The sequence below is a fragment of the Paenibacillus sp. P32E genome (assembly GCF_001909085.1).
Lineage (GTDB): Bacteria > Bacillota > Bacilli > Paenibacillales > Paenibacillaceae > Paenibacillus_AQ > Paenibacillus_AQ helianthi.
Window position 1 is genome coordinate 1 of the sequence record NZ_LVYY01000008.1, and the last position, 25,551, is coordinate 25,551.

The window sequence follows — 25,551 nt, forward strand, 5'->3', positions numbered from 1 at the left end:
GGGTTCGGGGTTCGGGTTCGGGAGCTCACGATTCTAACTAAGTGGATTTTCTCCACCTATTTTTTTGTCTTTTGTTCTTTTTCAGAATGTAAGTGGAATGTATCCACTTACATTCTGAGGAAATAACCAAAATGACCCCATTTAGCCGCTCCCGATTTATTTAGATTTACTTTTTCCACTTAACTTAAGGTTTACCTGATATTTCAATGAATTAGGTTTACTTTTTCCACTAAGCAACAGCGAACTCGCATTGAGCCGATAGGTTCACACATAAACGCACTGAGCCACTAGGTTCACACATAACCGCATTGATCTGGTAGTTCACACATAAACGCACTGAGCCACTTAGTTCACACATAACCACATTGAGCCGATAGGTTCACACATAAACGCACTGAGTCACTAGGTTCATACATAAACGCATTGATCTGGTATTCACACATAAACGCACTGAGCCACTTAGTTCACACATAAACGCATTGAGCTACTAAATTCACACATAACCGGGCTGCTGCACAAAAAAACAGCAAGCCCCCGGTCATAGCGTTTACCGGAGACTGCTGTTTCCTACTATAAAAGCCTCCAGCTGCTCGGCCGGAGTTAATTAGTAGGGGATTCCCGCCTCCTGATGCTTGGCACGAAGAGGCTAACTCAGAACGTGATATCCGACTCTATCTCTTCTTTGACGAAAGGAAGCATGAAGCGGAAGGTCGAGCCCCGGTCTTCTTCACTCTCCACAAAGATGGTTCCGCCCATCAGCTCTACCAGCTGCTTACAGATGGCCAGTCCAAGACCCGTGCCCCCGTATTTGCGATTAATGAACGGATGCAGCTGGGAGAAGGACTGGAACAGCAGATTCAGCTTACTGTCCGCAATCCCGACCCCTGTATCCCTTACCGAAAATTCCAGCAGATACTCCGGAGAAGCCGGCAGCTCGATATTCTTCACAGACAAGGTTACGCTTCCATGGTCAGTGAATTTAAGTGCATTGCCTACCAGGTTCACAATGATCTGCCGCAAACGGCTGGGGTCCGTGGTCACAATAGCTGGTACACTGGTATCTGCCCACCACCGCAGCGCGAGTTTTTTCTCCTCCGCTTTGGGGGTAAATAGATCAATGATGCTCTCAATCATTTCACGCAGATCGAATCTTTCCGATAGCAGCGGCATTTTGCCGGCTTCCATCTTACTGAAATCGAGGATATCATTCAGAATTTTGAGCAGGCTGTAGCTGCTGCTACGCAGAATCTCGGCATAGGTGCGCTGCTCTTCCGCGAGCTCTGTTTCCAGCAGCAGATCGGCCATCCCGATCATCCCGTTCATCGGAGTACGGATCTCATGGCTCATCATCGCGAGAAAATCGGACTTGGCTTGAGCTGCCTGCTCCGCCGTTTCTTTGGCCCGGAGAACCTCACGTTCATTGGAAGTATCACTGAAGGAACCTACCACACCGCATATGATCCCTTTGTGCAGAAGCGGTGCAATCCGGTAGCTGACAAAAAAACTGGTTCCGTCTTTTCTCCAGAAAATTTCATCCGTCTTGCTGCGGGTAATGCCATCCTGCAGGGTCTGCAAGATCGGACATTCACTCTGCTGGTACCTGGACCCGTCTCCACGGATGTGATGAATCTGATCGGCAAGGCTCCGGCCGATCAATTCGGAAGGCGTATAGCCCAGCATATCAGACCCTTCGCGGTTAATGAAGAATGTCCTGCCCTGTGTATCCAATCCAAAGATTCCCGCTGCAACAGAGTTGAGGATCAGAGCGAGATGCTTGTCCTCGGACATTTCCAGCACCAGTTCCGCCTTCTGCTGTTCCTGCGCTGCAGCGTTTTCAACCCGCTCCTCTTCAAATTCTGGTATCCGGTCATCTGTCCAAACCACGGGAGGACGATCTTCCCCAGTCAGGAGCCGGTGGAACCATTCCTGAAGCGAAAAAGTCAATCTGCAGCTCTGGTCATACCGGATAATGGCGAATATACCTGCGATTCCTTCTTCTGTTTTTACCGGCACATAGGTAATAGTGGTCAGGCTGCTTCCAGTGCTCTCTTCAGCTTCCAACTCAAAACTGGAACCGATACCGCCGAGTGCTGCGGCAAAATGTTCTTCTCCAGGAAGCTTCGGTACCACACGAAAGGATTGCTTATGGAGCTCTGCACCTGTTCCAGCGGCATCTTCTAATGGACGGTTACTGTCCACATACTGCCCCTGCCTGTCCAGCACAATAATCAGATCAGGATGATGATCGTATAACACTTTATAGGCACTTTCCTCCGAAAGCACCCGGTTCAGAATGGATAACCATTCTTTAGGCATAACCCACCTCCTCCGAGCTTCAATCTTGCGTTCGTCTGTTCAGAAGCTGCGGATAAACTATATATGTAATCTCAATCTCGACTGCCCTCAGGCAGCAGTTGCAATCAGCCATTATTGGGTATGATCAAAAATTGCTGAAATATATACTATTATAGCAAAAAACCGCAGCAGACCGCCATCAAAACATTGACACCATGCGGTTTTCCAGCAAAAAAAGTCCCTCCGGCAGATGAGCAAGGATATATGGAAATCCTTACTATCTACGGAGGAACCTTTGATCTGTGAATGCCAATAATTGAGGTGAATCTAGCGTGATTCCAAAAACATTCAGGCAATATCCTTTTGTTCAATATTCCGGATGGACAGGTAGGCGATACCTATACCAACGAGGGCCAGCGCCAGAGAAACCCCCACCTGGTTCCCCATCTGAAAATCATTGGTGCCGGAGGAAATCAGGCTGACAAGCAGCACCGCAGTAACGATGGTGGCCGGTACGGATTTTTTGCGCATCCCGATGAATAATGGAATTAAGCCAATACCCGCTGCATATACCGCATCGGTACTGATTCTGATCAGCTCTGACGGAATAATGTTGAGATCAAGAGAACCCGGTATCACATGGGTAAAGGAGTTAATCCCCACCAGAACGGCGTTAAGCAGAATATCTGAGACAAAAATACTAACAACGGTAAACAAGAACACGATGATGATTTTGGCAGCCATGAGCTTTTTGCGGGAGATAGGGTACATGAAGAGTAACGTAATGGTATTGTTCTTATACTCCTCAATCACCAGCTTGCTCAGCACGACTGAAGCAAAAACCAGAAATGTCGCTTTGACAAAGAGATAAATGACCGCAAACATCTCAGCATAGGTATTAAATTCACCGCCGCCTTCTCCAGTGTCAACGTAAGTGATCAGAATCATGAAGGCAAGAATGGCCAGATTGGCAATGACGACACCCTTGAGCATGCCGAGGAGCTTGTTTTTACGAATTTCCAGTTGAATTAGCTTAAGCAATACCTTCACCCCCCATCAGTTCCACAAAATGATCTTCAAGCGAATGATGCTTTTTACTCAGACTTTCCAGCTCCACATCCGCTTCGGCCAGCGCTTTGTTCAGTTCCCTCTGCTGCACGGCATCATAAATGCGGATGGTCCGGGGATCCAGCACCTTGAAGTTGGTGAGGCCCAGCTTATGCTCCAGAACATACACCGCTTTGCTGCTCTCTCCGGTAATCATTTCAATGTACTGCGTATCCCGGCTGCGGATCGTATCCATCGCCACTTCCTCCAGCAGGATTCCCTCACGGATGACACCGATCGTATCGGCTACCTGTTCAATCTCCCCCAGAATGTGGCTGGAGATCAGCAGCGTCATTCCGTATTCCCGGCTCAGCATGCGGAACACCTCGCGCAGCTCCTTGATGCCCATAGGGTCCAGCCCGTTGATCGGCTCATCCAGAATGAGCAGCTCCGGCTTCGTCATCACCGCCCGGGCGATGCCCAGCCGCTGCTTCATCCCGAGAGAGAACTGCTTGACCGGCTTTTTGTCCACACCCTTCAGCTTCACCAGCTCCAGCGCCTCTTCCATGGCCTTGGCATCGTAGTAGCCCATATACTCTCCATGCAGTTGAAGATTTTCTCTGGCGGTCAGCTTATCGTAAAATACCGGATATTCTATAATACAGCCCATGCGCTTCAGCATTTCATACGAGTGGTCATTCATACTTTCACCGAAAAATTCAATGTTCCCCGCCGTCGGCTTTACCAGATTGGTGATCATTTTCATCACAGTGGTTTTGCCCGCGCCGTTGGGTCCCAGGAACCCGTAGATTTCGCCTTGCTTGATGCTCATATTCACGCCGTTAACAGCCTCTTTGCCTTGATACTCCTTGGTTAAATCCCAGGTCCGTAATATGGTAGTCATTTCCGTTATCCCCTTTGGCTCTTCGTTTGTCTTCCTGGTTCTTATTGTACACAGCGGAATTTTCTTTTTTATTACCTGAATCTTACGAAAATCTTAAGCTGCCGTAACCCAGGTAAACCGCCAGACCAGGAGGGCTTGTTAGAAGGTCAGCCTGCGAAAAGAAAGCGTAAATACGGTTTTGACGAAAGGCTTACTGCGCAGAGTAATGGTGCCGTTCATTTGTTCGGTTAACCTTTTGGTGATGGTCAGCCCGAGTCCGCTCCCCTGATAATCCCGGTTACGGGAATCCTCCAGCGTGTAGAGCCGCTCAAAAACTTTATCCAGGTGGCCTTCGGTGATGCCCTTCCCCCGGTCCCATACCTCGATGCACACCTGATCCCCATCGCTGTATAACCGGAGTCCAAGTACTCCGCCGGCATCCCCGTATTTGATTGCATTAGACAGCAGATTGGAGAGCACCCGGTCCAGCGCCTCTCCGTTGCCCATGATGTACATCGCCTCATCCGGAATCTCGATCTCCACCTCACTGCCCTTGGCACTGAGAATATCGTAAAAGGAAAGTATGTTCCGCCGGCAGATCTCCCCCAGTTCCACCCGCGATAGAGCGATCTCCTTATCCCCCGACTCCAGCTTGGCCAGATCAAAAAAGCTGTTCATCAGCCGGATCACTTCTTCTGCCTTGCCGTGAATCGTCCGTAGAATATGCTCCTGCTCCTCTTGCGTCATCGCCTGATCATGAAGAATCGTTTCAATATAACCAAGCACCACCGTCAGCGGAGTCTTCAGATCATGAGAAATGTTCGCCAGCATGCTGCGCATGGACTTCTCCAGCTTGGCCAGTTCCACTGCACCCTTGTGGTTGACGTCCAGCAGCCGGTTCAGATCGGTTAGCAGCTTTTGCAGATGAGGATCGCTGTTGAACAGCAGCAGCCTTTCGTGGGAGCCCCGGTCCACAATTCCCTCAAGCTTGCTATGGATATATTCGAGCTGGCGGGAATGCTCCCGCAGACGCAGGTACTGCCAGAGGATCACAATTAGCAGCAGTAGGATAGCCACACTGAGCAAAGCCATCATTCCAGCACATCCCCCAGCTTGTAGCCGATGCCCCATAATGTTTTGATGTATTCCGGCTTGGATGGATCATCTTCAATTTTTTCACGCAATCTGCGCATATGTACATTAATGACATTCTCGTCCCCGTAATAATCGTCTTCCCAGACACTGCTGTAAATCTGTGCTTTGGTGTACACCCGGCCGGGGCTGCTCACGAACAGCTTCAGAATCTGGAATTCCTTGGCGGTCAGCTTGACCTCCTCACCGTTCTTCAGTGCCGAGAAATTATCAAAATCCACAGTGAGTCCGCGCAGCGATATCCTGTTCGATTTCGCCTCTACCGGAGCTGTTTCCTGGCTGGCACTGCCTGCAGCGGCATATCCGGCCCTGCGGATCGCTGCCTTCACCCGTGCCGCCAGCTCGATCATCGAGAACGGCTTCGTAATATAGTCATCTGCGCCGAAGCCCAGGCCCAGCGCCTTGTCAACATCACTGTCCTTTGCGGACATGATCAGTACAGGCACCAGACTGTCCCGGCGGATCGTCTGCAGCACATCATTGCCGCTTCGTTTGGGAAGCATCAGATCCAGCAGAACCAGATCATAGGCGCCGCTGCGGTGAAACAGCCTCTCCGCTGCCTCACCGTCAAATGCCGTTTCCACCTCATACCCCTCTTTTACCAAATACGAGCGCACCATTTCGCTTATCGCCTCGTCGTCTTCTATCAGCAGCACACGCTGTGGCATGTCTGAACCTCCCTGTAATTAAAAATATTTCGCACGTACAGCTCATCGCCGATTTATAGCTTGATTCCTTAAAATTATATCAGGCTTTGCTGTGCAGATTCATCCGATTATTGTCTTATTCGTACCCGCCCTCAGCTTCCGGCAGCTGCTTAAAGGCTTCATTGGCTTCAACCGTGTCTATGATGAACTGTGCCACCCCGGTCATGCTCAGGCCGTCCGTGCTAGTGTCGCATTCACTCCAGACATAATGACGCTCAGCGCCGTTGATTTGGACCGTCAGCTCATAGCTTATATAAGGCTTCCTGTTACATTCTGTGGACAGCTGCTTCTCTTCCTCCAGGTCACTACTGAGCACCAGCTCGCGATAAATACTCTGGCGGTCCTTATCCGGCAATGTATAATCATTAACTTCGGCCACTGAACCATTCCGCAAGTCCTTGACCAGCTTCTGCTCCCCAGTGTTGATCTCATTCTTGCGGTCCACTCCATATTTCAACACAAACTCGAACCGGTCCTGCTTCGCCACATCATATTCGATCGATAATAGCTGCCGCTCCGCTTGCTCGCCATCGCACCCTGTCAGCGTATATGTCAGCAGGGTATTGGTCTCCACCCGCTCCAGCTCTGCGCAGGAAACCGTACGCACCTCAGGTGTGCCAAAGGCATCCTCCGTTGTGTCGACGGTGTATTGCAGTCTTCCTCCCTTGTACTCCAGCACCCTAAATATCGGATCACCCTCAATGGTATGCTGCACCACCCGCTGAACTCCGCTCCCCCGTTCGATAAAAGCATCCAGTTTGTCCAGATTCTCCGTGCCTAAGCTGTTGCGGTTGATCACATCCTCCTGCTCGTTCAGCTTGTGGCTGATCTTCGGATGGTTTGCCGAATCTTTATTCCAAGGCAGCAGGGAGCAGCCTGTAAATATAAACAGGGTCAGCAAGACGGTTAGAAGCATAAGAAATCCTCTCATGGCACGTCTGATGACCACCTTAGGCAGACGCTGCCATTTTGAAGAAAGGTGTGGACTCATCACATGAAGCCTCCTTTTCAGGGCTGATGGAAGTTGAACATTTGCTAAAGTATACCATTAATGAAAATCATCCGGTCCATTTCTATTTCAGTTTCACTAGAGGTAACCCAGGTAAGATGTCACCCAACTGGTGACCCTAACCCCCACAGAACCCGGCGTGCGGATTTCCCACACCAGGCTCTTCAGAATTGGTTTTACAGTACAGCGTATGTCTTCAACCGCTGGTACGGAATGAAGATTTTCCTTCTGGAATAGATTGTACTCACAGTTCTCCAACATATAAAAATGTATTTTTTATAAATAATCCCATTTTAGTCATTGACTTGATCCTGATAGAGTGGTATTTTGGTGTGGAAACCGGTTTCCTGTCATTTGTACAAATTTTTTGTCACTAGATTCAACGTAAGATGCAGAGATAACCCTCTGTTTGCGTCTGCTAAGCGCAACGATTTTTTTTCATCATTGCATACGGTTCACCGTGAAACAGGCAGATGCTGAAGAAGAATAAAGTAAGTGTCTTATTGGCCCTGCCGGCTCCCAGGCGGTTGCGCACCGCTTTTCTGGAGGCAAAGCAGGACCGATCCGATGATTAAAGACGGAACATTTAAAAGGAGACTCGAATCATGAAAACGTACTCAAAGCTTTTGACAACCCTATCGCTTTCGATGAGCATGGTACTGGGTGCCGCATTGCCCGCATGGGCTTCCCCAGATACAAGCGTTAATAACAAACTGGATTACAGTACGGACGTTGTTTATCAAATTGTGACCGACCGGTTCGCAGACGGCAATTCGTCTAACAATCCGACAGGTTCTGCATTCAGCAGCGATCATTCCAATTTAAAACTGTATTTTGGAGGAGACTGGCAGGGAATCATCAATAAAATCAATGACGGCTACCTGACCGGTATGGGAGTTACGGCACTTTGGATTTCTCAGCCTGTGGAGAACATCACCTCTGTCATCAACTATTCCGGCGTTAACAACACAGCTTATCACGGATATTGGCCCCGGGATTTCAAAAAAACCAACGCTGCCTTCGGGAGCTTTACCGATTTTCAAAACCTGATCTCTACAGCGCATGCGAATAACATCAAGGTCATTATCGACTTTGCTCCAAACCATACCAGCCCGGCTTCGTCCACGAACGCAAGCTTTGCCGAGAATGGCAAGCTGTATAATAACGGCACGTTGCTCGGAGCTTATGGAAGCGACTCCGCTGGTTTGTTCCATCACAACGGCGGCACGGATTTTTCCACCATTGAAGATGGCATTTACAGAAACCTCTTTGATCTGGCGGACATCAATCAAAATAACAGCACGATTGACAGCTATTTCAAGGAAGCTATAGACCTCTGGCTTGGCCTCGGTATAGACGGAATCAGATTTGATGCAGTGAAACATATGCCATTTGGCTGGCAAAAAAGCTACGTCTCCTCCATCTATAGCGGCAGTCATCCGGTTTTCACCTTCGGTGAATGGTTCCTTGGCCCTGACGAGACCAGTACGGACAATGTCAATTTTGCCAACAACAGTGGTATGAACCTGCTAGACTTCGCATACGCCCAGGAAGTTCGGGAAGTATTCAAGGACAAATCGGAAACTATGAACGATCTCAACTCAGTGTTAGCGTCTACCGCATCCAGCTATGATTATATTAATAATATGGTAACCTTTATCGACAATCATGATATGGACCGCTTCAGTGTAGCGGGTTCCAGCACGCGGCCAACCGAACAAGCACTGGCGCTTACACTAACATCCCGCGGAGTACCGGCCATCTACTATGGTACCGAGCAGTACATGACCGGCGTTGGTGATCCGAATAACCGGGCTATGATGACAGGGTTTAACACCAACACAACAGCTTACAAACTGATTAAAGCCTTGGCCCCGCTGCGCAAGTCTAATCCCGCTATTGCCTACGGAACGACAAAACAGTGCTGGGTCAATGACGACGTCTTCATTTATGAACGGAAATTCGGCAAAAGCGTCGCCCTCGTTGCTATCAACCGCAACACGTCCACGCCTTATCCGATTTCGAACCTGTTGACGTCCCTGCCTGCGGGCACCTATTCGGATGTGCTGGGCGGCCTGTTAAACGGCAATTCAATTACCGTTGGCAGCACCGGCTCTGTGACCAATTTCACGCTTTCAGCCGGCGGAACAGCGGTTTGGCAATATGGGGCGGCAGAGACTTCGCCGACCATCGCCAATGTCGGACCGACAATGGGCAAACCGGGCAATACCGTGACGATTGACGGCCGCGGCTTTGGCAGCACGGCGGGCACGGTGTATTTCGGCACTACGGCTGTCACCGGTTCAAACATTGTGAGCTGGGAAGACTCCCAGATTAAAGTGAAAATCCCAAGTGTCTCTGCCGGCAAGACGAATGTATCGGTAGCCACTGCTTCCAGTACGAAGAGCAATGCTTTCAGCAATTTCAATGTACTGACGGCCGATCAGGTCACCGTACGCTTTAAAGTCAACAACGCCACCACAGCCCTTGGAACAAAGGTATACCTGGCCGGCAATGTAGCTGAGCTTGGTGCCTGGAACGTCTCTGGTGCGATTGGCCCAATGTACAATGTAGTTGAAGCATCCTATCCAACATGGTATTTCGACGTCAGCGTACCCGCAGGGACAGCGCTGCAATTCAAGTTCGTCAAGTCGAACGGCACCACCGTCAACTGGGAAGGCGGCAGCAACCATACGTATACAACACCAACCAGCGGCGTAGGCACAGTGACGGTCGACTGGCAAAATTAAACGGGAGCTGCCGGTATAAGGAATTTGGCAGAGCTTGTTATGTATCCAACCAAAGAAAAAGATTAGGTGTGAGATGCCTAATCTTTTTTTTGCTTTGCTTGTATTCTGTCCTGTAGTCAATTTCCAAAGATGAAATGCTGCGTCAACTTCATCGGCTGCTGCTTCATCATTTACGTTTTGAATTCCCTCATCCTTTTCACGACAGCTCTATACTTTCAGGCATTCTCAGCAAAACCCTGCTGCCCCAGAGACTATTCAGAACGTCATACACCTCTCTCCCCTCCCATATACATAAGTAGAGCAATTCCGGACGTTGCCGTAGAACCTTGGCGGCCTTGTCAGAATAGGTTACAGTGTAAGCCCAAGCTGGAGGGAGAGATGGATTCATGCCCGGAGATGAGATTAGGGCGCTGGAACGGGCGATTGCCGAGATTACGGAGATTGCTTCCGGATTTGGGCTGGATTTTTACCCGATGCGTTATGAGATATGCCCGGCTGACATTATCTACACGTTCGGTGCCTACGGGATGCCTACCCGATTCGGGCACTGGAGTTTTGGAAAAACGTTTCATAAGATGAAATCGCAATATGATTTTGGTCTAAGCAAAATCTATGAGCTTGTCATTAACTCCAACCCCTGCTACGCGTTCCTGCTGGACGGCAACTCGCTGGTCCAGAACAAGCTGATCGTAGCGCATGTGCTGGCCCACTGCGATTTCTTCAAAAACAACATGCGTTTCTCCATGTCGAACCGCGATATGGTGGAGAGTATGTCGGCCACGGCAGACCGGATCGCCGATTATTCGGTCACCTATGGTATGGATGCCGTAGAGGGCTTCATTGATTCTGTGCTGGCGGTTCAGGAGCATATCGACCCCAGTCTGATCCAGCCCCGCAAGCTGGGCAAGACCCACCTGCTTGAAGCCAAGATGAAGGAACGTAAAGATACGCCTCCCGGAAGTCCTGGCCCGGCCAATCCCTATGATGAGCTGTGGGATCTGGAAAATGGCAAGGCTGCCGGCCCGGAACCGGAAACCGCCGGGAAGCGTAAGTTCCCGCCCGAGCCGGAGAAGGATATCGTCTGGTTCATCCAGCAATATTCGACGGCGCTGGAGGACTGGCAGCGTGACATCATGACGATGCTTCATGACGAGATGCTCTATTTCTGGCCGCAGATGGAAACCAAGATCATGAACGAAGGCTGGGCTTCCTACTGGCATCAGCGGATCATGCGCGAGCTGGACCTGACACCTGAGGAGACGATCGAATACGCGAAGCTGAATTCCTCGGTCGTGCAGCCCTCCCGGCAGAGCCTCAATCCCTACTACCTGGGGCTGAAGATCTTTGAGGACATCGAGCGCCGCTGGGACCGTGACAAAATGTTCGAGGTCCGGGAGCTGGACTCCGACATCTCTTTTATCCGCAGCTATCTGTCGAAGCAATTGGTCAATGATCTGGACCTGTACGTCTTCGAGAAAAAGGGCCCGGAATGGAAAATCACTGACAAGGCCTGGGAAAATGTCCGTGACCAGCTGGTGCTGGCCCGTGTCAATGGCGGCTCGCCTTACCTTGTCGTTGAGGATGCGGATTATGAGCGCAACGGGGAACTGCTGATCGCCCACCGCTATGAGAGCATCGAGCTGGATCTGAAGTACCTGGAGCGCACTCTGCCGCACATCTATGCCCTCTGGGGGCGTACCGTCCACCTGCAAACCGTGGTCGAAGACAAAAAAGCCCTTTTTACCTATGACGGTAAAAGGGTGCAGCGGAAATTTATGTAGAAGCAAATGGGCACTATCAGCGCGTTTCCCTAGCGGAAATGCGCTGGTTCGTGCCCTTTTCTTTTAGACAAGCAAGCATCCGACTCTCCACAGCTTCAACCAATCGGAGAGTTATGCTCGGCTGGGATAGCCTGTTCCGTTATTTATGAAAGCGAATTTACGAACTTCACCTCCGGAAAGCGGCTATCCGGTCCTTTCATTAAGCTTCCGCCTTGCTTTTTCAGATACCTATCGAAGAAATCCAGCATATAGGCATTGATCACGGAGTCCGCTCGTTTGGGCTCAATCTTTCCTGTAATGCCCAACATTTTGAAAATCGGAGAAATAAACTGTACGTCGGTAAAATTTAAATGCTCCGTATTTTTGATATATAGGACTCGTCCCCCTACTCCGACCGTTTCTCGCATCCGCTCAAGCTCCAACTTTTTATCTTCCGTGACTTGATCCTCCCACTCTCTAGTCGAGCCCATACGGCTAAGCTCTGCATCCGTGTAAACCCGGTTATCCATCACCATTTTTAATTTTTCGAAATAGCTTTCCGAGTTGATGAACAAAAACGGCTTACGCAGACCCTCTCTGTCCCGCAGACGATAAAGCCCTCCATCAAGGTCTATGCCAACCGCGATCCGCGGATCGTAAGCAGCATCATAGGCCGTTGCTCCGCCGATGGAATGACCGAACACCCCGACATGACCGAGATCAATCTTTCCTTTGATCTGACTTGGAATCTGCCCCGATTGGATGAGCTCGAATTGGTCCAGCGCAAACGCCACATCCCCGGTTAAGACTTTTCCCAGCTTGTCGCGAATTTCTATTCCTGTCCGGTAATCATTGTTGAGTGAGAATAAGTCGTTGGTTGTGCTGGTTGTGATTCGCCCGTCTGGAAACTCTGTGGCAAATGTATTGTAGGTGTGGTCGATCACAGCCACGATATATCCGTGACTCGCGAGATATTCAGCTTGCGACGTGTGGAGGAACCTGGAAGAGCCATTGCCGGGATTTGCAAGGATCAGCGGGTATGATTTCTGTGCCGGAGAGACTTCAGCCCCCGAATAAGTATGACTGGATACGTACCTCAGGTGCCCAAAAGTAAACCCGGGAAGTCCATAGTCCGCGGCCATATAACTTAAAATCCGGGGTTCAGGAATAAAGGGAGCATACTTGCCGGTGCCCGCTTGAGCCGGATACCATACCTGAACCATTAATTCTCTATGACCCTCTCTGCCTTCGCCGTAAATCTCTTTCCTATGGGTATCCACGAAATGAAAGGTTTGCGTGCCTACCTTAAATTCGCCTGTGGGTTCAGGTAGTTTAAATACAGGAAAAGCATACATAAGAATCGCTGTTACAGCCAGCATCACCGCTATAGCGGTATAAGCCGTACCCCATATGAATCGCGGAATTTTTTTGAGGCCGATTTTTTTAAAATAGCTAAAACCTGAAACAACCAAAAAAAGGATCGTTAGGCCATAGGGGAACAATAGCTGAACTCTGTATCCTTCCACCGTCCAATGTATGACCAGTAAAAGTGTAGCGATCCCGCTTGCAACGAATACTGGAGTTTTACGCCGGCCTTTTTTTAATAGGAATGTACATGCAAACAAGCCGATGTTTGATAAAAAAAGCAACAGTTCAAACAGTCTCATCCCGATTCTCCTTTTTAAAATTTTCTATTTTTGTTTGTTCCAATCTTATCCTCACAGACCAGACTGAGCTATCGATTTACCTTACATTAATCTTACAAGTATGAAATTCGCTTGTGGGAGTGGAGGACCCGTATAACGGTTTCTCATCCGCTTGAAAGAGTACCGCTTGAGGTTATAATAGTTTACAGCTGAACCTAATCCAGCCTATTCAAGCCATAGAAACACAGTAAGTTCCCATCGCTCCTCGGAGACGGCATGCTGGTGTTTTTTCAAATCAGAAAAGGAGCCAAATCTATGTTTAGTATCCTGATTGTAGAAGACGATCTTAAGCTGGCGCAGCTGCTTCAATCCTATGTGGAGAATTACGGGTATCGGGCTAAAGCGGTCCAGGAGTTCGACCGGGTTATGGAGGTGTTCCAGGACATTCGTCCGGATCTGGTGCTGCTAGATGTCAATCTGCCCCGTTACGACGGCTATTACTGGTGCAGACAAATCCGGACGGTCTCCACCTGCCCGATTCTGTTCATCTCCGCCCGCGACGGCAAGATGGAGCTGGTCATGGCGCTGGAGAACGGGGCTGACGATTATATCGCCAAGCCCTTCGATTATGAAGTGGTCATGGCCAAGATCAAGAGCCAGCTTCGCCGCGCTTACGGCTCATACGCCCTGAGCAAGAGGGAACGGACCGTAGAATGCACAGGACTCGTGTTGTATCCCGAAAGGCTTGAGCTGACCTTATCCGGCAAAACCGTAGATCTCAGTCATAAAGAATCCTTGCTGATCGAAACACTGATGGAAAACAGCTCCAAGGTGGTCAGCCGCGACTATCTTCTGGACAAGCTGTGGAACAGTCAACAGGTAGTTGATGACAACACGCTTAATGTCAATATCACGCGTATCCGTAAAAAGTTATCCGAGCTTGGCGTTGAAGAAGCGCTGGAAACCGTAAGGGGAGCCGGATATAAACTGCGGCCTTTCTGGAGGGAGGAGCCATGAGGCTGTTTTGGAGAGAGCAGGCTCCGTTAATCTTTATGTATGCCGGACAGCTTCTGCTGACTGTATATATGTGCCGCTTATCCGGTTTCCGGAATACCTTCGATCTTGTGTACATCTGCATCGTAAATACGGCCTTATTCGCGTTTTACCTGATATACCGTTATATCCGCCATTACCGGTTTTACCGGAGGCTGACCCGTCCGCTTCTGTCCATCGACGAATCGGCCGAATTTATCGGGAACGCACCGCTCGCGGGTGCACTTCGGCATCTGCTCCAGGGGAACTATCGTCTGTATCAGAACGATATCCAACAATACCGGAAAAAGCTAAACGATCACATCACCTTTATCAATCAGTGGGTGCACCAGATGAAAACCCCGCTCTCCGTTATGCATCTTGCGGTTCAGAATGAAACCGACCCCTTCTTTGACAGCCTTCGAGAGGAAATAGACAAGCTGAAGAAGGGGCTTGACACGGTGCTGTATACTTCACGCTTGGATGCATTCGAGCAGGATTTCGTAGCGGAGCCGGTGCAGCTTCATCAGCTGGTCGGGAAAGTGGTGGCTGAACACAAAAATTTATTTATCCGCAATAAGGTCTTCCCGGAAATCCAGGTGGATGACCGGCTGATGGTCATGTCTGATGACAAGTGGCTTGCATTCGCACTTAGCCAATTAATCACCAATGCGGTACGGTATTCGGCAGGCGCAAGCAGCCGTGTCCTGATTCGCTCGGATGTACGCGGACAGCGAGCCGCTCTTGAGATTCGGGACAACGGCGCGGGAATCCCGAAACAGGATATCAAGCGGGTGTTCGATGCCTATTTTACAGGGGAAAACGGAAGACGGTTCGGCGAATCCACCGGCATGGGTCTCTACCTGGTTCGGGAAATCGCCTCACGGCTTGATCATCAAGTCGAGATTGAATCCGAGCAGGGCCAAGGAACCGCAGTACGTATATGGATGGGAATCACGCATGTTCAAGCTCCATGAACATGCTTTGTTTTTTATTACAGCATTGTAAGATTGGTTTAAGGATAATCGATGGGATAGCGATTGTGGAGCGGTTATGATTATGCGGGAGAGCCTTGGATAGTCGAAATTCCGGCCCCATGAAAGGAAGAATGCTTGATATGGATATGTTAATCGTGCGCAATCTGGCAAAAGTATATGATGGCAGCATGGGGTATAAAGCGATGAGTGATATGAACCTGGTTGTTGGGAAAGGCGAATTTGTCGGCATTATGGGTCCTTCCGGCAGTGGCAAAACAACGCTGCTGAACGTAGTATCCACAATCGACACGCCTACCTCCGGGGAAGTGTTGATTCATGGCGAAAACCCTCATTTGTTATCCAAACACGATCTGGCCCTGTTCCGCAGACGGAAGCTGGGCTTTGTCTTTCAGGATTTCAATCTGCTGGATACGCTGACCCTCGGGGAAAATATCATTCTCCCTCTTACGCTGGACGGGAAAAGTGTGAAAGAGATGGACGCCAAGCTTCATCCGGTGGCCGAAAAACTGGGCATCACCGAAATTCTGAATAAACGAACCTATGAAGTGTCGGGAGGTCAACGGCAGAGGGCCGCCATTGCAAGGGCCATCATTCATTCCCCTTCGCTGCTGTTGGCCGATGAACCGACGGGAAATCTCGATTCCAAATCCTCACGCGATGTCATGGAAATGATGGAGACCATCAACCATACCGATCATACGACCATGCTGCTGGTCACCCATGATGCTCTCGCGGCCAGCTACTGCCACCGGGTCGTATTCATCAAGGACGGCCGGCTCTATAATGAATTTTACAGGGGGAACAACCGGCAGGCCTTCTTCCAGCAGATTATCGACATGCTTTCGCTAATGGGAGGGAATGCACATGAGCTTTCACCGCTTCGTGTTCATTAAGAGGAGCTCCCGGCGTATCCTGTCCATGATGACCATTCCGGTAACAAGCCTGGAGGGTCAATAAATGACGTTGCGACAATTTGCCTTCCGTAATGTTAGCCGGAACAAACGGACATATGCCGCTTTTTTTCTGAGCAGCACGTTTTCGGTGATGATCTTTTTCATGTATGCTGTTTTTATTTTTCACCCTGCCATTAAAAATTCCGGTTTCAACGGATCGGCGGCTCAGGCAATGACTGTTGCGGAATATATCGTATATGTGTTCTCCATCTTCTTCGTACTCTATTCCGGCAGTGCCTTCCTGAAATCCCGCAAACGGGAATTCGGTGTGCTCATCATGCACGGTATGACCTACCATCAGCTGCGACAGATCGTCTTTATCGAAAATATGGTGATCGGTTTCGCTTCCATCGTGGCAGGTCTTGCCGCCGGCATGCTGTTCGCCAAGCTATTCATGATGATCGGAGCCGATGTGATGCACATGAGCCCGCTGCCATACTACATGCCTGGCACAGCCATTCTGCTCACTCTGTCCGCATTCGTGCTGTTGTTTCTCGTCATTTCCGCGTTCACAGCCGTATTCGTACGGGCCAGCAAGCCGATCGATCTGCTGAAAAGCAGCGCCAAACCGAAGCCTGAGCCTAAAGCATCCGTTTTTCTTTCCATTATAGCGTTCTGCCTTCTGCTTGCCGGATACATCATCTCGTTCCAGGTGAAAGGTGCCACGGTCGTTTTCGCTCTATTGCCGGTCACGGTCATAGTGATCATCGGCACTTACTTTTTGTACACCCAATTAAGCGTGTTTGTGATTCGCGCTTTAAGAAGCAACCGCGCTGTCTTTTTGCGCAAAACAAATGTGCTCGTTTTATCTGACATGGCTTACCGCATGAAGGACAACGCCCGCATGTTCTTTCTGGTGACGATCGTTTCGACAGTCGCCATTTGCGCTATGGGCGGCTTGATGGGATTTCTGGAAACCATCCACAAACAAGTCTCGGCTGCTTACCCGTTCGCCTATAATTACATCCAAACTACCGGCGATGCCGGGCAGGCAGCCTATCACACGAAAATAATTGAACAAGTGCTCAAAGAACGGGGAATTCGTTATGATAAATGGTCTGTTCATGTAGCGAGCTTCGATTCGATAAATGGACAATCTCTGAACTTCATCCGCCTGTCCGAATATACCAAGCTAGCCAAAGCCTTGGATTACCCGGAACTGTCACTGCAGGGAAATGAAGCTGCGACCCTTTGGACCATGACAAACCGGCCGTTTCCGGAACACGAGTGGTCCATAAAGGGAACATCCATCACATTCAACATGAAACAAACGGTCGGAAAGGCGGTCACGCCTCCCATGATCGATGAACCGCTGTTGATCGTTTCGGATCGGATGTTTGACTCCTTGGGCAATCCGAAAAAAGAACAGCTTTTAACCAGTTACAATACGGACAGCGCCGATTCAACGGCGGAGACCGGGAAGGCCATCGCCGGGCAGCTCGGACATGCACCAACCTCCGGTTATTGGTTCGCATCTTCTGCCTATTTGGAGGAGCAGATGAAGCGGACCTATAATCTGATGCTTTTCGTCGGGTTGTTCATCAGCTCAATATTTTTTGTTGCATCGGGAAGCTTTCTATATTTCCGGCTGTTTACCGACCTGAATGATGACAAGCAGAAGTACCGTTCCGTAACGAAGATCGGATTGACCGGCAAGGAGCTTGAGAAGGTGACAACTCTACAGCTGGCGCTGTTGTTTTTCGTACCGCTCACGGTCTCACTCATCCATAGCTCAGTTGCGCTCTACGCTCTGCATAATCTATTCCATTCCCCGGTGACTCAATCGGCCATTACGGTCTACATCGTTTTCCTTGCCGCGCAAATCCTGTACTTTCTGCTGATCCGTGCCCGTTATTTACAGCATTTGAAACATTCAGCGGGCTTTAACTGATTGTCCTTATCTCTAAAGGGCCACCGGACCGGCATGTTGCAAAAGGCCCGCCAGCACATATTTTTGTGCGAGCGGGCCTTTTGCACGGTCGCTACCCACAGCGACCGTGCAAATAGGAATAATAGGTAAAGGTTGTGAAGGTGAGAGTAACGGAGGGAATTTTGGAACTGGAGGAGCGCCAGCGTCCGCCTTTAAGGTTGGATTTCCACCGCTGCACAGCGGCTCAAATCAAGAAATCCAACCTTAACAGCGGCCGGAAGTCCAAACATTCCCGCAGTTGCGGCTATTCACCGAACAGCCTTTGGCACACATGACTATTTTCCCGCTCGCCCCCTCACCGGAACATAAATCTCCATCACTGTATCCACCCGGGAATGACAGCGCTCGTCGTAGAACTCAAAATCCAGCTTACCGTCATCATAATCGTACCCGCTCCCCGGAAACCATTCCTCAAAAATATACTTCCAGGTGCTCTTAATCACCTGCACGAACGCCTCTTGATCCTTCCCCTCCGAAGTATCCACAGGCGGTGTAGTGAATACGGCATATTGGGCCTCCGGCACTTCAGCTGTCAGCATATCCGGTGTGACCTTGGAGAAATCGTCCACAATCACACCAAGCAGATATGAAGCATTGCCGCTGTCCAATGCCGGAGCACATAACCCAACTTCTCCATGTTTAGGTGGAGCGAGGATTTCGTACATTTTAGACTCCAGATTTTCACCTTCATAGTGGCTCCAGAAGGAAGCAATATCCTTTGTATAGCTGCCTTCCGCTACATTTGTTGCTATGCCGTAGCCTGCGACCCTAAAAGCCGGTTTCTGTACAATCACTGGATTCATTAGATATCCTCCGATTTCAAAAATAGGACCGTCCTGAAGATAACCATTCATCCGCGCCGCATATTGCGAGGGACTGTAGCCAAAAGCCTTGCGGAACGCCTTCGTGAACCCGCTCTGCGTCTCAAAGCCGTACTCCAGCGCGATATCAATGATCCGCTTGCCGCTGAACAGCTCCACCGCTGCCAAAGACAGCTTGCGGCTGCGCACATACTCCATCACAGACATCTGCTTGCACAGGCTGAACACCCGGCTGAAATGATACAGCGAATATCCCGTCTCCGCGGCAATTTCCTCGGCGGTCAAATTTTCTTTTATATTTTGTTCAATATATTCAATGCATCTCTCCATATCCTTGCTGTAATTCAAGCAGCCACCCAGCCTTTCCCCGATCGGTGATTTCATTATAACAACTGCCTGCCAGGTGGGCTGTTCCTGTTTTGCTATACTTGAGATCTTTCACGCAGCAATTATTCTAACCTGACGGACTGTAGTCAAGTTCATAGGATATAGTGAAGATATAGAAGAAGCTGAATATATATTTGAACTGGAGGTCTTTGTTATGGCAGCGGCTACGAACGAGCAACTGGTGTTTGAATTCCGGTCTTTGATCCCTTACATCCAATCGCTGAATACCCTCGATGAGATGCATTGGGAAACTCCGGTCGCGGCAGGCAAATGGACATTAAAAGAAATGCTCTGCCACCTTACGCAGTGGGACAAGTACTTTTATGAAGAAGCTTTCGCCAAAATAATAAAGGGTCAGCCGCTGACCCTCCGGCAGCCAAACTTTGATGAGTTCAACGCCCGCGCTATTGAATATGCCAAGTCACTGACGAAGCAGGCGGCTATCGGACAATTCGTGCTCTACCGGACCAAAATCCTGGATGCCGCCACAGCTTTAAGCGATGAAGAATTGGTGAAGGAGTATATTGACGGGGACGGCCAGAAATTCAGCATCCGGGGTTATCTGGAAGACTTTATTCCCCATGACAAACACCATAAGCAGCAAATGGAGCAGTACATACGGCCGGGTGCGACATCATAATTTCTCTACTTCAAGTGAAGCCAGCAGCCAAGGAGCAACGCCCATCGGTACATCGGACAATACGGCTTCAGAAATGTAATAGTCATAGGAGCCGTTGCGGTCTTTGCTCAGCCCGGCACCATGGCAGATTCGATGCAGGTGAGCGCCTTGATCATCTTCACCGGCCAGATGCGTCAGAATCCCCTCATAGCCGCTCCGCATGGCTTCATGAAATGAAGGTTCGAGATAGCCTAGTCTTAGCCCCTTGGCCATTGCATAGACGAACATACATGAGCCGGAGGCTTCCAGGTAATTCCCCTTGCGGTCCGCCTGATCCAGCACCTGATACCAGAGTCCGGTCTCTTTGTCCTGTACCTCCACAAGTGCTCCGCACATCCGCTGGAATATTCCGATGATTGTTCCCCGCTTAGGATGAGTAACCGGGAAATGTTCCAGGCAATCCACCACCGCCATCGCATACCAGCCCATCGCCCGGCTCCAGAAATGGGAGGACAGGCCTGTAACCGGATTGGCCCATTCCTGCTCCTTCGATTCATCCCAGCCGTGATAGAGCAGCCCGGTCCGTGTATCGCGGGTTCTGCGTTCAATCAGCAGAAGCTGATGAGCGGCCTCGTCGATCAGTTCAGGACGCTGAAAGACTGCGCCATACTCCGCAAGAAACGGCGATGCCATATACAGCCCATCCAGCCACATCTGGAACGGATATACCTTCTTATGCCAGAATCCGCCCTCAGAGGTTCGGGGGTGTCCGATTAGCTGGGCAGCCAGCATATGAGCGGCTTCGGCATAACGCTGCTCTCCGGTTTGCTGATACAGCAGGAACAGATTTTTGCCCTGGTTGATCTGGTCAAGATTATACTCCTCCAGCCGGTACGTACGGATTGATCCGTCCTCTCCGATGAAACTGTCCATATGCCTCTGCATATAGCCCACGTATTCAGGCTCACCAAGCTGGACACCAGCACGTGCCACCGCCATCTGCAGCATGCCAGGGACATAAGCCCAGCGTTCCAGCACAAAGGCATGCTCACCCTGTTCGTTGCACTGGCTGAGAATCGTATCCGCAATTTTGCGGGACCAGCTTGTTGTGCTTGCTTCTGATATAGACATCCCAATTCCTCCAGTCGCTTGCCTTGCAAGCTAAGTTTGGCCTTAATTACCGGCAAGCTGCCTGCGCAGCCAGGCAAACGCCGGTTCTCCATGAATTTCATGACCGCCTGTGAAAAAATCCGCCTCAACCTGCCCGTTCTGTCCGGCGGCACTGTAAATAAGCTGCAGTCTGGCTAAAGCCTTCCTCGTCCCTTCCGGGCCGAATAGAGGGTCTGCATCCCCCGACTCCAGGAACAGTCCGCGCGGTGCAATCAGACCCAGCAGATCAGGCATCTCTGCTTCGAGCAGAATCCCGGGGATATAATTATCCAGGCAATGGTTCCGCGTCAGAATACTGTCTGCAAAAGTATTCGCATATCCGCTCACCACGGCGCAACGTATCCGCTCGTCAAGTGCTGCTGTGAAGCCGGCCACCAATCCGCCGCCGGAAATGCCCATGATCCCTATCCGTTCACCTATAACTTCATCCCGGGTCTGCAAATAATCCAGTATCCGCATCGTTTCATAGATGCGGTAGCCAGCCATGGTCTGCCCGGTCATTAAGAGCGCCGAGGACAGACGGAAGCAGGAATTCCGTCCCGGCTCACCGCTGGCAAGGTCTTCTGCCAGGCGTCTGTCACCGAATCCCAGCACTTCCGGGGCAGCGACCACATACCCTTGCTTCACTAGAGAGACAGCAAAATCCTTATGCAGTCCCGCTTCTCCCTCACGGTCTGACCCGTCCGGATTCAGGCCGGTAATCTCCCGGCTGCCGTAGCCGTGTCCGTGAACGGCAATCACGGCAGGCACCGGGGAAGGAACCGCCTGTTCCGGGATGAGGAGGTATAGAGGCATCCTCAATCCGTCATAGGTAGTGATCTCTATACGCTCCCGGGTATATCCGGAGCAGGCGACCCGCTCCAGCAATACCGGCTGAAGCTCAGCCGGAGTCTCCGGGAACCCGCCCAGCCGCCCGGTGAAGCCGGCAGCGAGCATAGAACGCCATTCCCCGTAAGGAATGTCAGCACGGAACGCAGCACTGCGTGGTGCTGAACCCGTCAACTTATTCATGTATTGCTGTAGTACATCCATCCATGGTTCGCCTCCTAAATGCAGTTCGCGCTGTAAGCGGACGCTTAATACCCCTCCGGATGCCAGCCGTCCAATACAGTGAGTACCCTGTATTCCGAAGCTTCCTGCGGGTTTAGCTGCCGGGACCATGCTACCCTGGCTTCCGGATGGGCTCCGGGTCCGCTGCTCCCGAATTCTTCATAGCGGCTGGTTGCCTCCCGTTCAGGCTGCCCCCAATTATGCCAGCCTTCGCCGATGACTGAACCGTCCATATTGGTGCGGATGAAGGCAACATGCGCGTGGGGACGCCAAGGGCGACCAAGGTACACCTCGCTTACGCCCTCCCCTCCGGTAATCCGGCAATCCAGGAACACATAGCCGAAAGCTGCCCCTTCAGGGGTGGAAGCGGCTGTGATGTAGCCTCTGGAACGCTTGTTGTGCAGGTGGCAGCGGTCGAATAAAGTTGTAGCGGCTCCAAAAATATAGTCCACATCGCCTTCGATATAGCAGTTATCGTAGTACTGCTTGCCTTGTCCGGTATACAGCGTGTCCTGATCTCCAAGCAGACGTACGCGGCGGAAGACCGCCTGTCCGGCATCGATGAAGGCCGCCACCGCCTGCCCGGTGCCCGGACCGGAGGCATTGCAGATCGTCAGATTCTCCGCCGTGAAATGTTCGGCAAACACGTTCAGCGTTCCTGACCGGAATGTGCCCAGCGGCTCACCGTCAGCTCCAAGCGTATGGGCATTATCTGACCAGGTGAGAACGGTCGACTGCGGGTCCTCGCCAAGCAGCAGGATCGGAGGCGCCTCTGGCCCTACCGTGATTTTCTCTTCGTAAATTCCGGGCTTAATGCGGATCGTTACCTCTGAGGTATGCTCCGGCGGGATAGAATCCAGCGCCGCCTGCAGACTGGCAAATCCTTCAGTGCTTTTTTGGGAGACTGTAATTAGCATGTGCGGCTCCTTTCATATCAACCTGTATTTATTCTATAATAACCGTAACGGTTAGGAGAGAAGAGGAGATTCATGACCAGCGTAAGCAGTCCAAATCCCAAATATCATATTGAAGACGGCCGGTACAGCATCCAGCATATGAAGCGTAAGGGCATTACCGCCATGCCGCGTCCCCACAGCCACGAATGGACCGAGCTCTACTACCTGCTAGAGGGGGAGCGCGTATATTTTGTGGACGACCGGGTGGTTACTGTACATAAAGGCGAGCTGATCCTGATTCCCGGCAGCGAGCTTCATGCCACCGCCAGCTCCGAGATAGCCGAGTTCGAGCGGATTCTGATCAATTATGATCCTAGCCTGCTGCCGCCGGCGCTGCGGAATAGAGCTCAGTGGTTTCACAGCCGGGGCTACCGCTTGTTCAGGCTGACACTGCGCGAACAGGACGAGGCGGAGAGCCTGCTGACCCGGATGCTGGAGGAATGCCGCCTGCAGCGCCCGTATTATGAGACCTGCGTAATCACCTTATTGACCGAGCTGATGATCCTGCTGCAGCGTTCAGAGACCACCTCACAGGCTGGAGGCACGAAGCATCCGCTGCATCAGCTGGTCACGGAAGTCGCAACCTATATCCGAGATCATTACCGGGAGTCACTGACCCTTGAAGAGACAGCCGGACATTTTTTCATCAGCCCCTCTTATTTAAGCCGGGTATTCCACCGGTTGACGGGCTTCCATTTCCGTGAATACATCGTCCACATCAGGGTCAGGGAAGCCGAGCGGCTGCTCGCCGGGTCAGGCGGCAAAATTCAGGAAATCGCCTCTGCCGTCGGGTTCGAGCATCTCTCCCACTTCAATAAGACATTTAAAAAATCAACGGGTCTGACCCCGCTCCAATACCGGAAGGAAGCAAGGTCGCGCCCTTCATCCAGGGCATAGTGTGAATTCCGGTTCAGGCCCGCAGGCATTCGTTAACTCTCTGTAAGGACCAAGTCTCCCGAGTTCGTTAACGTGACACCGCTGCTACTATGCATCTGCAGTGCCGGCAATGCCGGGGTTTGCAGGCTGATGCGGTCCAGCAGCACTCCTTCGGCATGGCGCAGAATGATCCCGCGCTCACTTACCGCATGAAAGTTCTCGACAGCAAGACCGGCCAGCGGCATTTCCGGCAGCCCGTTTACGAGCAGTGCGGTGGCCGCTCCATGGCAGATGATGTTCCGTAAGGAAATATCCCGGAACTCCGGGGTGGCCTCGGTTACCGGGAACAGCTGTCCGTTATACCCTTCCGAGCCCTCAACTCCTGCATAGAACATATGAAATGACACCGCCTCGTGGAGAATGCCGCTCATTGTGATATTCTCCATAACAATATCCTCAACTATACCGCCTCTGCCTCTGGCGCTTTTGAACCGCAGGCCGATATCCGTGCCGATGAACAGGCAGTCATTAACTCTGACCGCATGTACTCCGCCGGACATCTCGCTGCCGATGACCACCCCGCCATGCCCGTGATACACGGTACAATGCCGGATCGTAATATACCGGCAGGGCATGCCCATCCTGCGGCCTTCTTCGTCTTTGCCCGACTTCAGGCAGATCGCATCATCCCCTACATCGAAGCTGCAGTGCTCGACAAGTGCATGTGTGCAGGATTCCAGATCAAGACCGTCCCCGTTCTGCGAATACCACGGATTGCGCACCTGGATACTCCGCACGGTAACCTGCTCACAGCCCATGGGGTGAAGGCACCAGGCAGGGGAATTCTGGAACGTCGGTCCCTCAAGCAGTATTCTGCAGCATTTCCGCAAGCTGAGCAAGGCCGGACGGAGATATGGCCGAACCGGCAAATAAGCCTCCATCCCGGTTTCTCCGTTCTCCAGCCGTTTCCGGACGTAGGCCTCCCCTTCCATCGCTTCACGGCAAGGCCACCAAATTTCATTCTCCGCATCAAGCACACCACCGGAGCTGGTTAGCTTCTTCCACTGCTGCTCCGTCATTTTGAACCGTTTTACCGGCCGCCAGCCATCACCGCTGCCGTCGAAGATTCCTTCTCCCGTAATCGCAACATCACTTAATGCCTCTCCGTCCAGAGGCGCCTGGCAGCGCCAGCCGGACGTTCCCTCATAATGCGAAGGAAGGAGCGGGTACAGCTCCGGGTCAGCAGCAAACAATACAAGTGCCCCCCGATCCGCAGACAGATTAATCCGGCTATGCAGAGTAAGCGGACCTGTACGCCAGATTCCGGACGGAATAACTACCTTTCCTCCTCCGGCAGCAGCACAGTCGTCCAGCGCAGCCTGAATAGCAGAGGTGCAGAGTGAAATTCCGTCGCCCTGCGCCCCATAATTGGTTATGTTAAACGTCCGATCAGGAATCTGCGGAAGCTCAGGCAGCGGATAAGAATTAGAACTCTGCTTGCCGTTCATCG

The 25,551-nt window shown here is 51.1% G+C and carries 20 protein-coding genes; 8 read left to right on the plus strand and 12 right to left on the minus strand.

Going from position 1 to position 25,551, the window contains the following annotated elements:
- Window positions 1-651 precede the first annotated feature (651 nt).
- The 6 genes from A3848_RS08815 to A3848_RS08840 all read right to left on the minus strand — a co-directional run bounded on the left by A3848_RS08815 (window position 652) and on the right by A3848_RS08840 (window position 7,075).
- On the minus strand, window positions 652-2,316 hold the full coding sequence (locus A3848_RS08815; protein ID WP_074084594.1) for a PAS domain-containing sensor histidine kinase: 1,665 nt from the start codon (window positions 2,314-2,316) through the stop codon (window positions 652-654).
- A gap of 327 nt (window positions 2,317-2,643) precedes the next feature.
- On the minus strand, window positions 2,644-3,336 hold the full coding sequence (locus A3848_RS08820) for an ABC transporter permease (RefSeq protein WP_074084595.1): 693 nt from the start codon (window positions 3,334-3,336) through the stop codon (window positions 2,644-2,646).
- Complete coding sequence (locus A3848_RS08825) at window positions 3,329-4,246, minus strand: ABC transporter ATP-binding protein (RefSeq protein ID WP_074084596.1); 918 nt, start codon at window positions 4,244-4,246, stop codon at window positions 3,329-3,331. Before A3848_RS08825 ends, A3848_RS08820 begins: the two co-directional genes overlap by 8 nt.
- Before the next feature lie 138 nt (window positions 4,247-4,384).
- Window positions 4,385-5,320 carry a sensor histidine kinase gene (locus tag A3848_RS08830; RefSeq protein ID WP_074084597.1) on the minus strand — a complete coding sequence of 312 codons (936 nt, stop codon included), beginning with the start codon at window positions 5,318-5,320 and terminating at the stop codon, window positions 4,385-4,387.
- Entirely contained in the window at window positions 5,317-6,045 is a 729-nt protein-coding gene (locus A3848_RS08835) for a response regulator transcription factor (protein WP_074084598.1), read from the minus strand. Before A3848_RS08835 ends, A3848_RS08830 begins: the two co-directional genes overlap by 4 nt.
- Before the next feature lie 115 nt (window positions 6,046-6,160).
- On the minus strand, window positions 6,161-7,075 hold the full coding sequence (locus A3848_RS08840) for a DUF4362 domain-containing protein (RefSeq protein WP_074084599.1): 915 nt from the start codon (window positions 7,073-7,075) through the stop codon (window positions 6,161-6,163).
- 623 nt (window positions 7,076-7,698) lie between these two features.
- Here A3848_RS08840 and A3848_RS08845 point away from each other — a divergent pair.
- Together A3848_RS08845 and A3848_RS08850 are read left to right on the plus strand one after the other, a co-directional pair.
- Complete coding sequence (locus A3848_RS08845) at window positions 7,699-9,843, plus strand: alpha-amylase family glycosyl hydrolase (RefSeq protein WP_074084600.1); 2,145 nt, start codon at window positions 7,699-7,701, stop codon at window positions 9,841-9,843.
- A gap of 386 nt (window positions 9,844-10,229) precedes the next feature.
- Window positions 10,230-11,624, plus strand: coding sequence for a SpoVR family protein (locus A3848_RS08850; protein ID WP_074084601.1), 1,395 nt, complete (start codon window positions 10,230-10,232; stop codon window positions 11,622-11,624).
- A 143-nt stretch (window positions 11,625-11,767) separates the two neighbouring features.
- Here the strand turns inward: A3848_RS08850 and A3848_RS08855 are convergent, their stop codons facing one another.
- The gene (locus A3848_RS08855; protein WP_074084602.1) at window positions 11,768-13,270 is read right to left on the minus strand and encodes an alpha/beta hydrolase family protein; all 1,503 of its coding nucleotides are present in this window, start codon (window positions 13,268-13,270) and stop codon (window positions 11,768-11,770) included.
- Between the two features lie 294 nt (window positions 13,271-13,564).
- Here A3848_RS08855 and A3848_RS08860 point away from each other — a divergent pair, with 294 nt between their 5' ends.
- From A3848_RS08860 to A3848_RS08875, 4 genes are all read left to right on the plus strand, one after another.
- The gene (locus A3848_RS08860) at window positions 13,565-14,266 is read left to right on the plus strand and encodes a response regulator transcription factor (protein WP_074084603.1); all 702 of its coding nucleotides are present in this window, start codon (window positions 13,565-13,567) and stop codon (window positions 14,264-14,266) included.
- Window positions 14,263-15,258 (plus strand): sensor histidine kinase, encoded by a 996-nt coding sequence (locus A3848_RS08865; RefSeq protein ID WP_074084604.1) that lies wholly within the window; start codon window positions 14,263-14,265, stop codon window positions 15,256-15,258. The genes A3848_RS08860 and A3848_RS08865 overlap by 4 nt, the downstream gene beginning before the upstream one ends.
- 140 nt (window positions 15,259-15,398) lie before the next feature.
- Complete coding sequence (locus tag A3848_RS08870; RefSeq protein WP_074084729.1) at window positions 15,399-16,172, plus strand: ABC transporter ATP-binding protein; 774 nt, start codon at window positions 15,399-15,401, stop codon at window positions 16,170-16,172.
- A gap of 64 nt (window positions 16,173-16,236) precedes the next feature.
- A complete protein-coding gene (locus tag A3848_RS08875; protein ID WP_074084605.1) occupies window positions 16,237-18,123 on the plus strand; it encodes an FtsX-like permease family protein in 1,887 nt (628 codons plus the stop codon).
- A 314-nt stretch (window positions 18,124-18,437) separates the two neighbouring features.
- On the opposite strand, the gene A3848_RS08880 is transcribed toward A3848_RS08875, so the two are convergent.
- Window positions 18,438-19,367, minus strand: a complete 930-nt coding sequence (locus tag A3848_RS08880; RefSeq protein ID WP_256702242.1) for an AraC family transcriptional regulator — start codon at window positions 19,365-19,367, stop codon at window positions 18,438-18,440.
- 157 nt (window positions 19,368-19,524) lie between these two features.
- On the opposite strand from A3848_RS08880, the gene A3848_RS08885 reads away from it, so the two are divergent.
- Window positions 19,525-20,010, plus strand: a complete 486-nt coding sequence (locus A3848_RS08885) for a DinB family protein (RefSeq protein ID WP_083606734.1) — start codon at window positions 19,525-19,527, stop codon at window positions 20,008-20,010.
- On the opposite strand, the gene A3848_RS08890 is transcribed toward A3848_RS08885, so the two are convergent.
- From A3848_RS08890 to A3848_RS08900, 3 genes are read right to left on the minus strand one after another with little or no spacing between them, the layout of a single operon-like run.
- Window positions 20,005-21,120, minus strand: coding sequence for a glycoside hydrolase family 88/105 protein (locus A3848_RS08890; protein WP_074084606.1), 1,116 nt, complete (start codon window positions 21,118-21,120; stop codon window positions 20,005-20,007). The genes A3848_RS08885 and A3848_RS08890 overlap by 6 nt on opposite strands.
- A 42-nt stretch (window positions 21,121-21,162) precedes the next feature.
- Window positions 21,163-22,191: an alpha/beta hydrolase family protein gene (locus tag A3848_RS08895; protein WP_074084607.1), complete on the minus strand. Its 1,029-nt coding sequence runs from the start codon at window positions 22,189-22,191 to the stop codon at window positions 21,163-21,165.
- Window positions 22,192-22,235: 44 nt separating this feature from the next.
- Window positions 22,236-23,126, minus strand: coding sequence for a pectinesterase family protein (locus A3848_RS08900; RefSeq protein WP_074084608.1), 891 nt, complete (start codon window positions 23,124-23,126; stop codon window positions 22,236-22,238).
- Window positions 23,127-23,198: 72 nt separating this feature from the next.
- Here A3848_RS08900 and A3848_RS08905 point away from each other — a divergent pair, with 72 nt between their 5' ends.
- Window positions 23,199-24,062: a helix-turn-helix transcriptional regulator gene (locus A3848_RS08905; protein WP_074084609.1), complete on the plus strand. Its 864-nt coding sequence runs from the start codon at window positions 23,199-23,201 to the stop codon at window positions 24,060-24,062.
- Window positions 24,063-24,094: 32 nt separating this feature from the next.
- Here the strand turns inward: A3848_RS08905 and A3848_RS08910 are convergent, their stop codons facing one another.
- On the minus strand, window positions 24,095-25,549 hold the full coding sequence (locus tag A3848_RS08910) for a glycoside hydrolase family 28 protein (RefSeq protein ID WP_074084610.1): 1,455 nt from the start codon (window positions 25,547-25,549) through the stop codon (window positions 24,095-24,097).
- Window positions 25,550-25,551 lie beyond the last annotated feature (2 nt).

What these genes read in the sequence shown, in the direction of transcription:
- A3848_RS08850 (WP_074084601.1), top strand. Translation starts at nt 10,230, where the DNA reads ATGCCCGGAGATGAGATTAGGGCGCTGGAACGGGCGATTGCCGAGATT.
- A3848_RS08835 (WP_074084598.1), bottom strand. Translation starts at nt 6,045, where the DNA reads ATGCCACAGCGTGTGCTGCTGATAGAAGACGACGAGGCGATAAGCGAA.
- A3848_RS08825 (WP_074084596.1), bottom strand. Translation starts at nt 4,246, where the DNA reads ATGACTACCATATTACGGACCTGGGATTTAACCAAGGAGTATCAAGGC.
- A3848_RS08880 (WP_256702242.1), bottom strand. Translation starts at nt 19,367, where the DNA reads ATGAAATCACCGATCGGGGAAAGGCTGGGTGGCTGCTTGAATTACAGC.
- A3848_RS08870 (WP_074084729.1), top strand. Translation starts at nt 15,399, where the DNA reads ATGGATATGTTAATCGTGCGCAATCTGGCAAAAGTATATGATGGCAGC.
- A3848_RS08845 (WP_074084600.1), top strand. Translation starts at nt 7,699, where the DNA reads ATGAAAACGTACTCAAAGCTTTTGACAACCCTATCGCTTTCGATGAGC.
- A3848_RS08855 (WP_074084602.1), bottom strand. Translation starts at nt 13,270, where the DNA reads ATGAGACTGTTTGAACTGTTGCTTTTTTTATCAAACATCGGCTTGTTT.
- A3848_RS08885 (WP_083606734.1), top strand. Translation starts at nt 19,525, where the DNA reads ATGGCAGCGGCTACGAACGAGCAACTGGTGTTTGAATTCCGGTCTTTG.
- A3848_RS08890 (WP_074084606.1), bottom strand. Translation starts at nt 21,120, where the DNA reads ATGTCTATATCAGAAGCAAGCACAACAAGCTGGTCCCGCAAAATTGCG.
- A3848_RS08840 (WP_074084599.1), bottom strand. Translation starts at nt 7,075, where the DNA reads ATGAGTCCACACCTTTCTTCAAAATGGCAGCGTCTGCCTAAGGTGGTC.
- A3848_RS08815 (WP_074084594.1), bottom strand. Translation starts at nt 2,316, where the DNA reads ATGCCTAAAGAATGGTTATCCATTCTGAACCGGGTGCTTTCGGAGGAA.
- A3848_RS08900 (WP_074084608.1), bottom strand. Translation starts at nt 23,126, where the DNA reads ATGCTAATTACAGTCTCCCAAAAAAGCACTGAAGGATTTGCCAGTCTG.
- A3848_RS08895 (WP_074084607.1), bottom strand. Translation starts at nt 22,191, where the DNA reads ATGGATGTACTACAGCAATACATGAATAAGTTGACGGGTTCAGCACCA.
- A3848_RS08830 (WP_074084597.1), bottom strand. Translation starts at nt 5,320, where the DNA reads ATGATGGCTTTGCTCAGTGTGGCTATCCTACTGCTGCTAATTGTGATC.
- A3848_RS08860 (WP_074084603.1), top strand. Translation starts at nt 13,565, where the DNA reads ATGTTTAGTATCCTGATTGTAGAAGACGATCTTAAGCTGGCGCAGCTG.
- A3848_RS08865 (WP_074084604.1), top strand. Translation starts at nt 14,263, where the DNA reads ATGAGGCTGTTTTGGAGAGAGCAGGCTCCGTTAATCTTTATGTATGCC.
- A3848_RS08875 (WP_074084605.1), top strand. Translation starts at nt 16,237, where the DNA reads ATGACGTTGCGACAATTTGCCTTCCGTAATGTTAGCCGGAACAAACGG.
- A3848_RS08905 (WP_074084609.1), top strand. Translation starts at nt 23,199, where the DNA reads ATGACCAGCGTAAGCAGTCCAAATCCCAAATATCATATTGAAGACGGC.
- A3848_RS08910 (WP_074084610.1), bottom strand. Translation starts at nt 25,549, where the DNA reads ATGAACGGCAAGCAGAGTTCTAATTCTTATCCGCTGCCTGAGCTTCCG.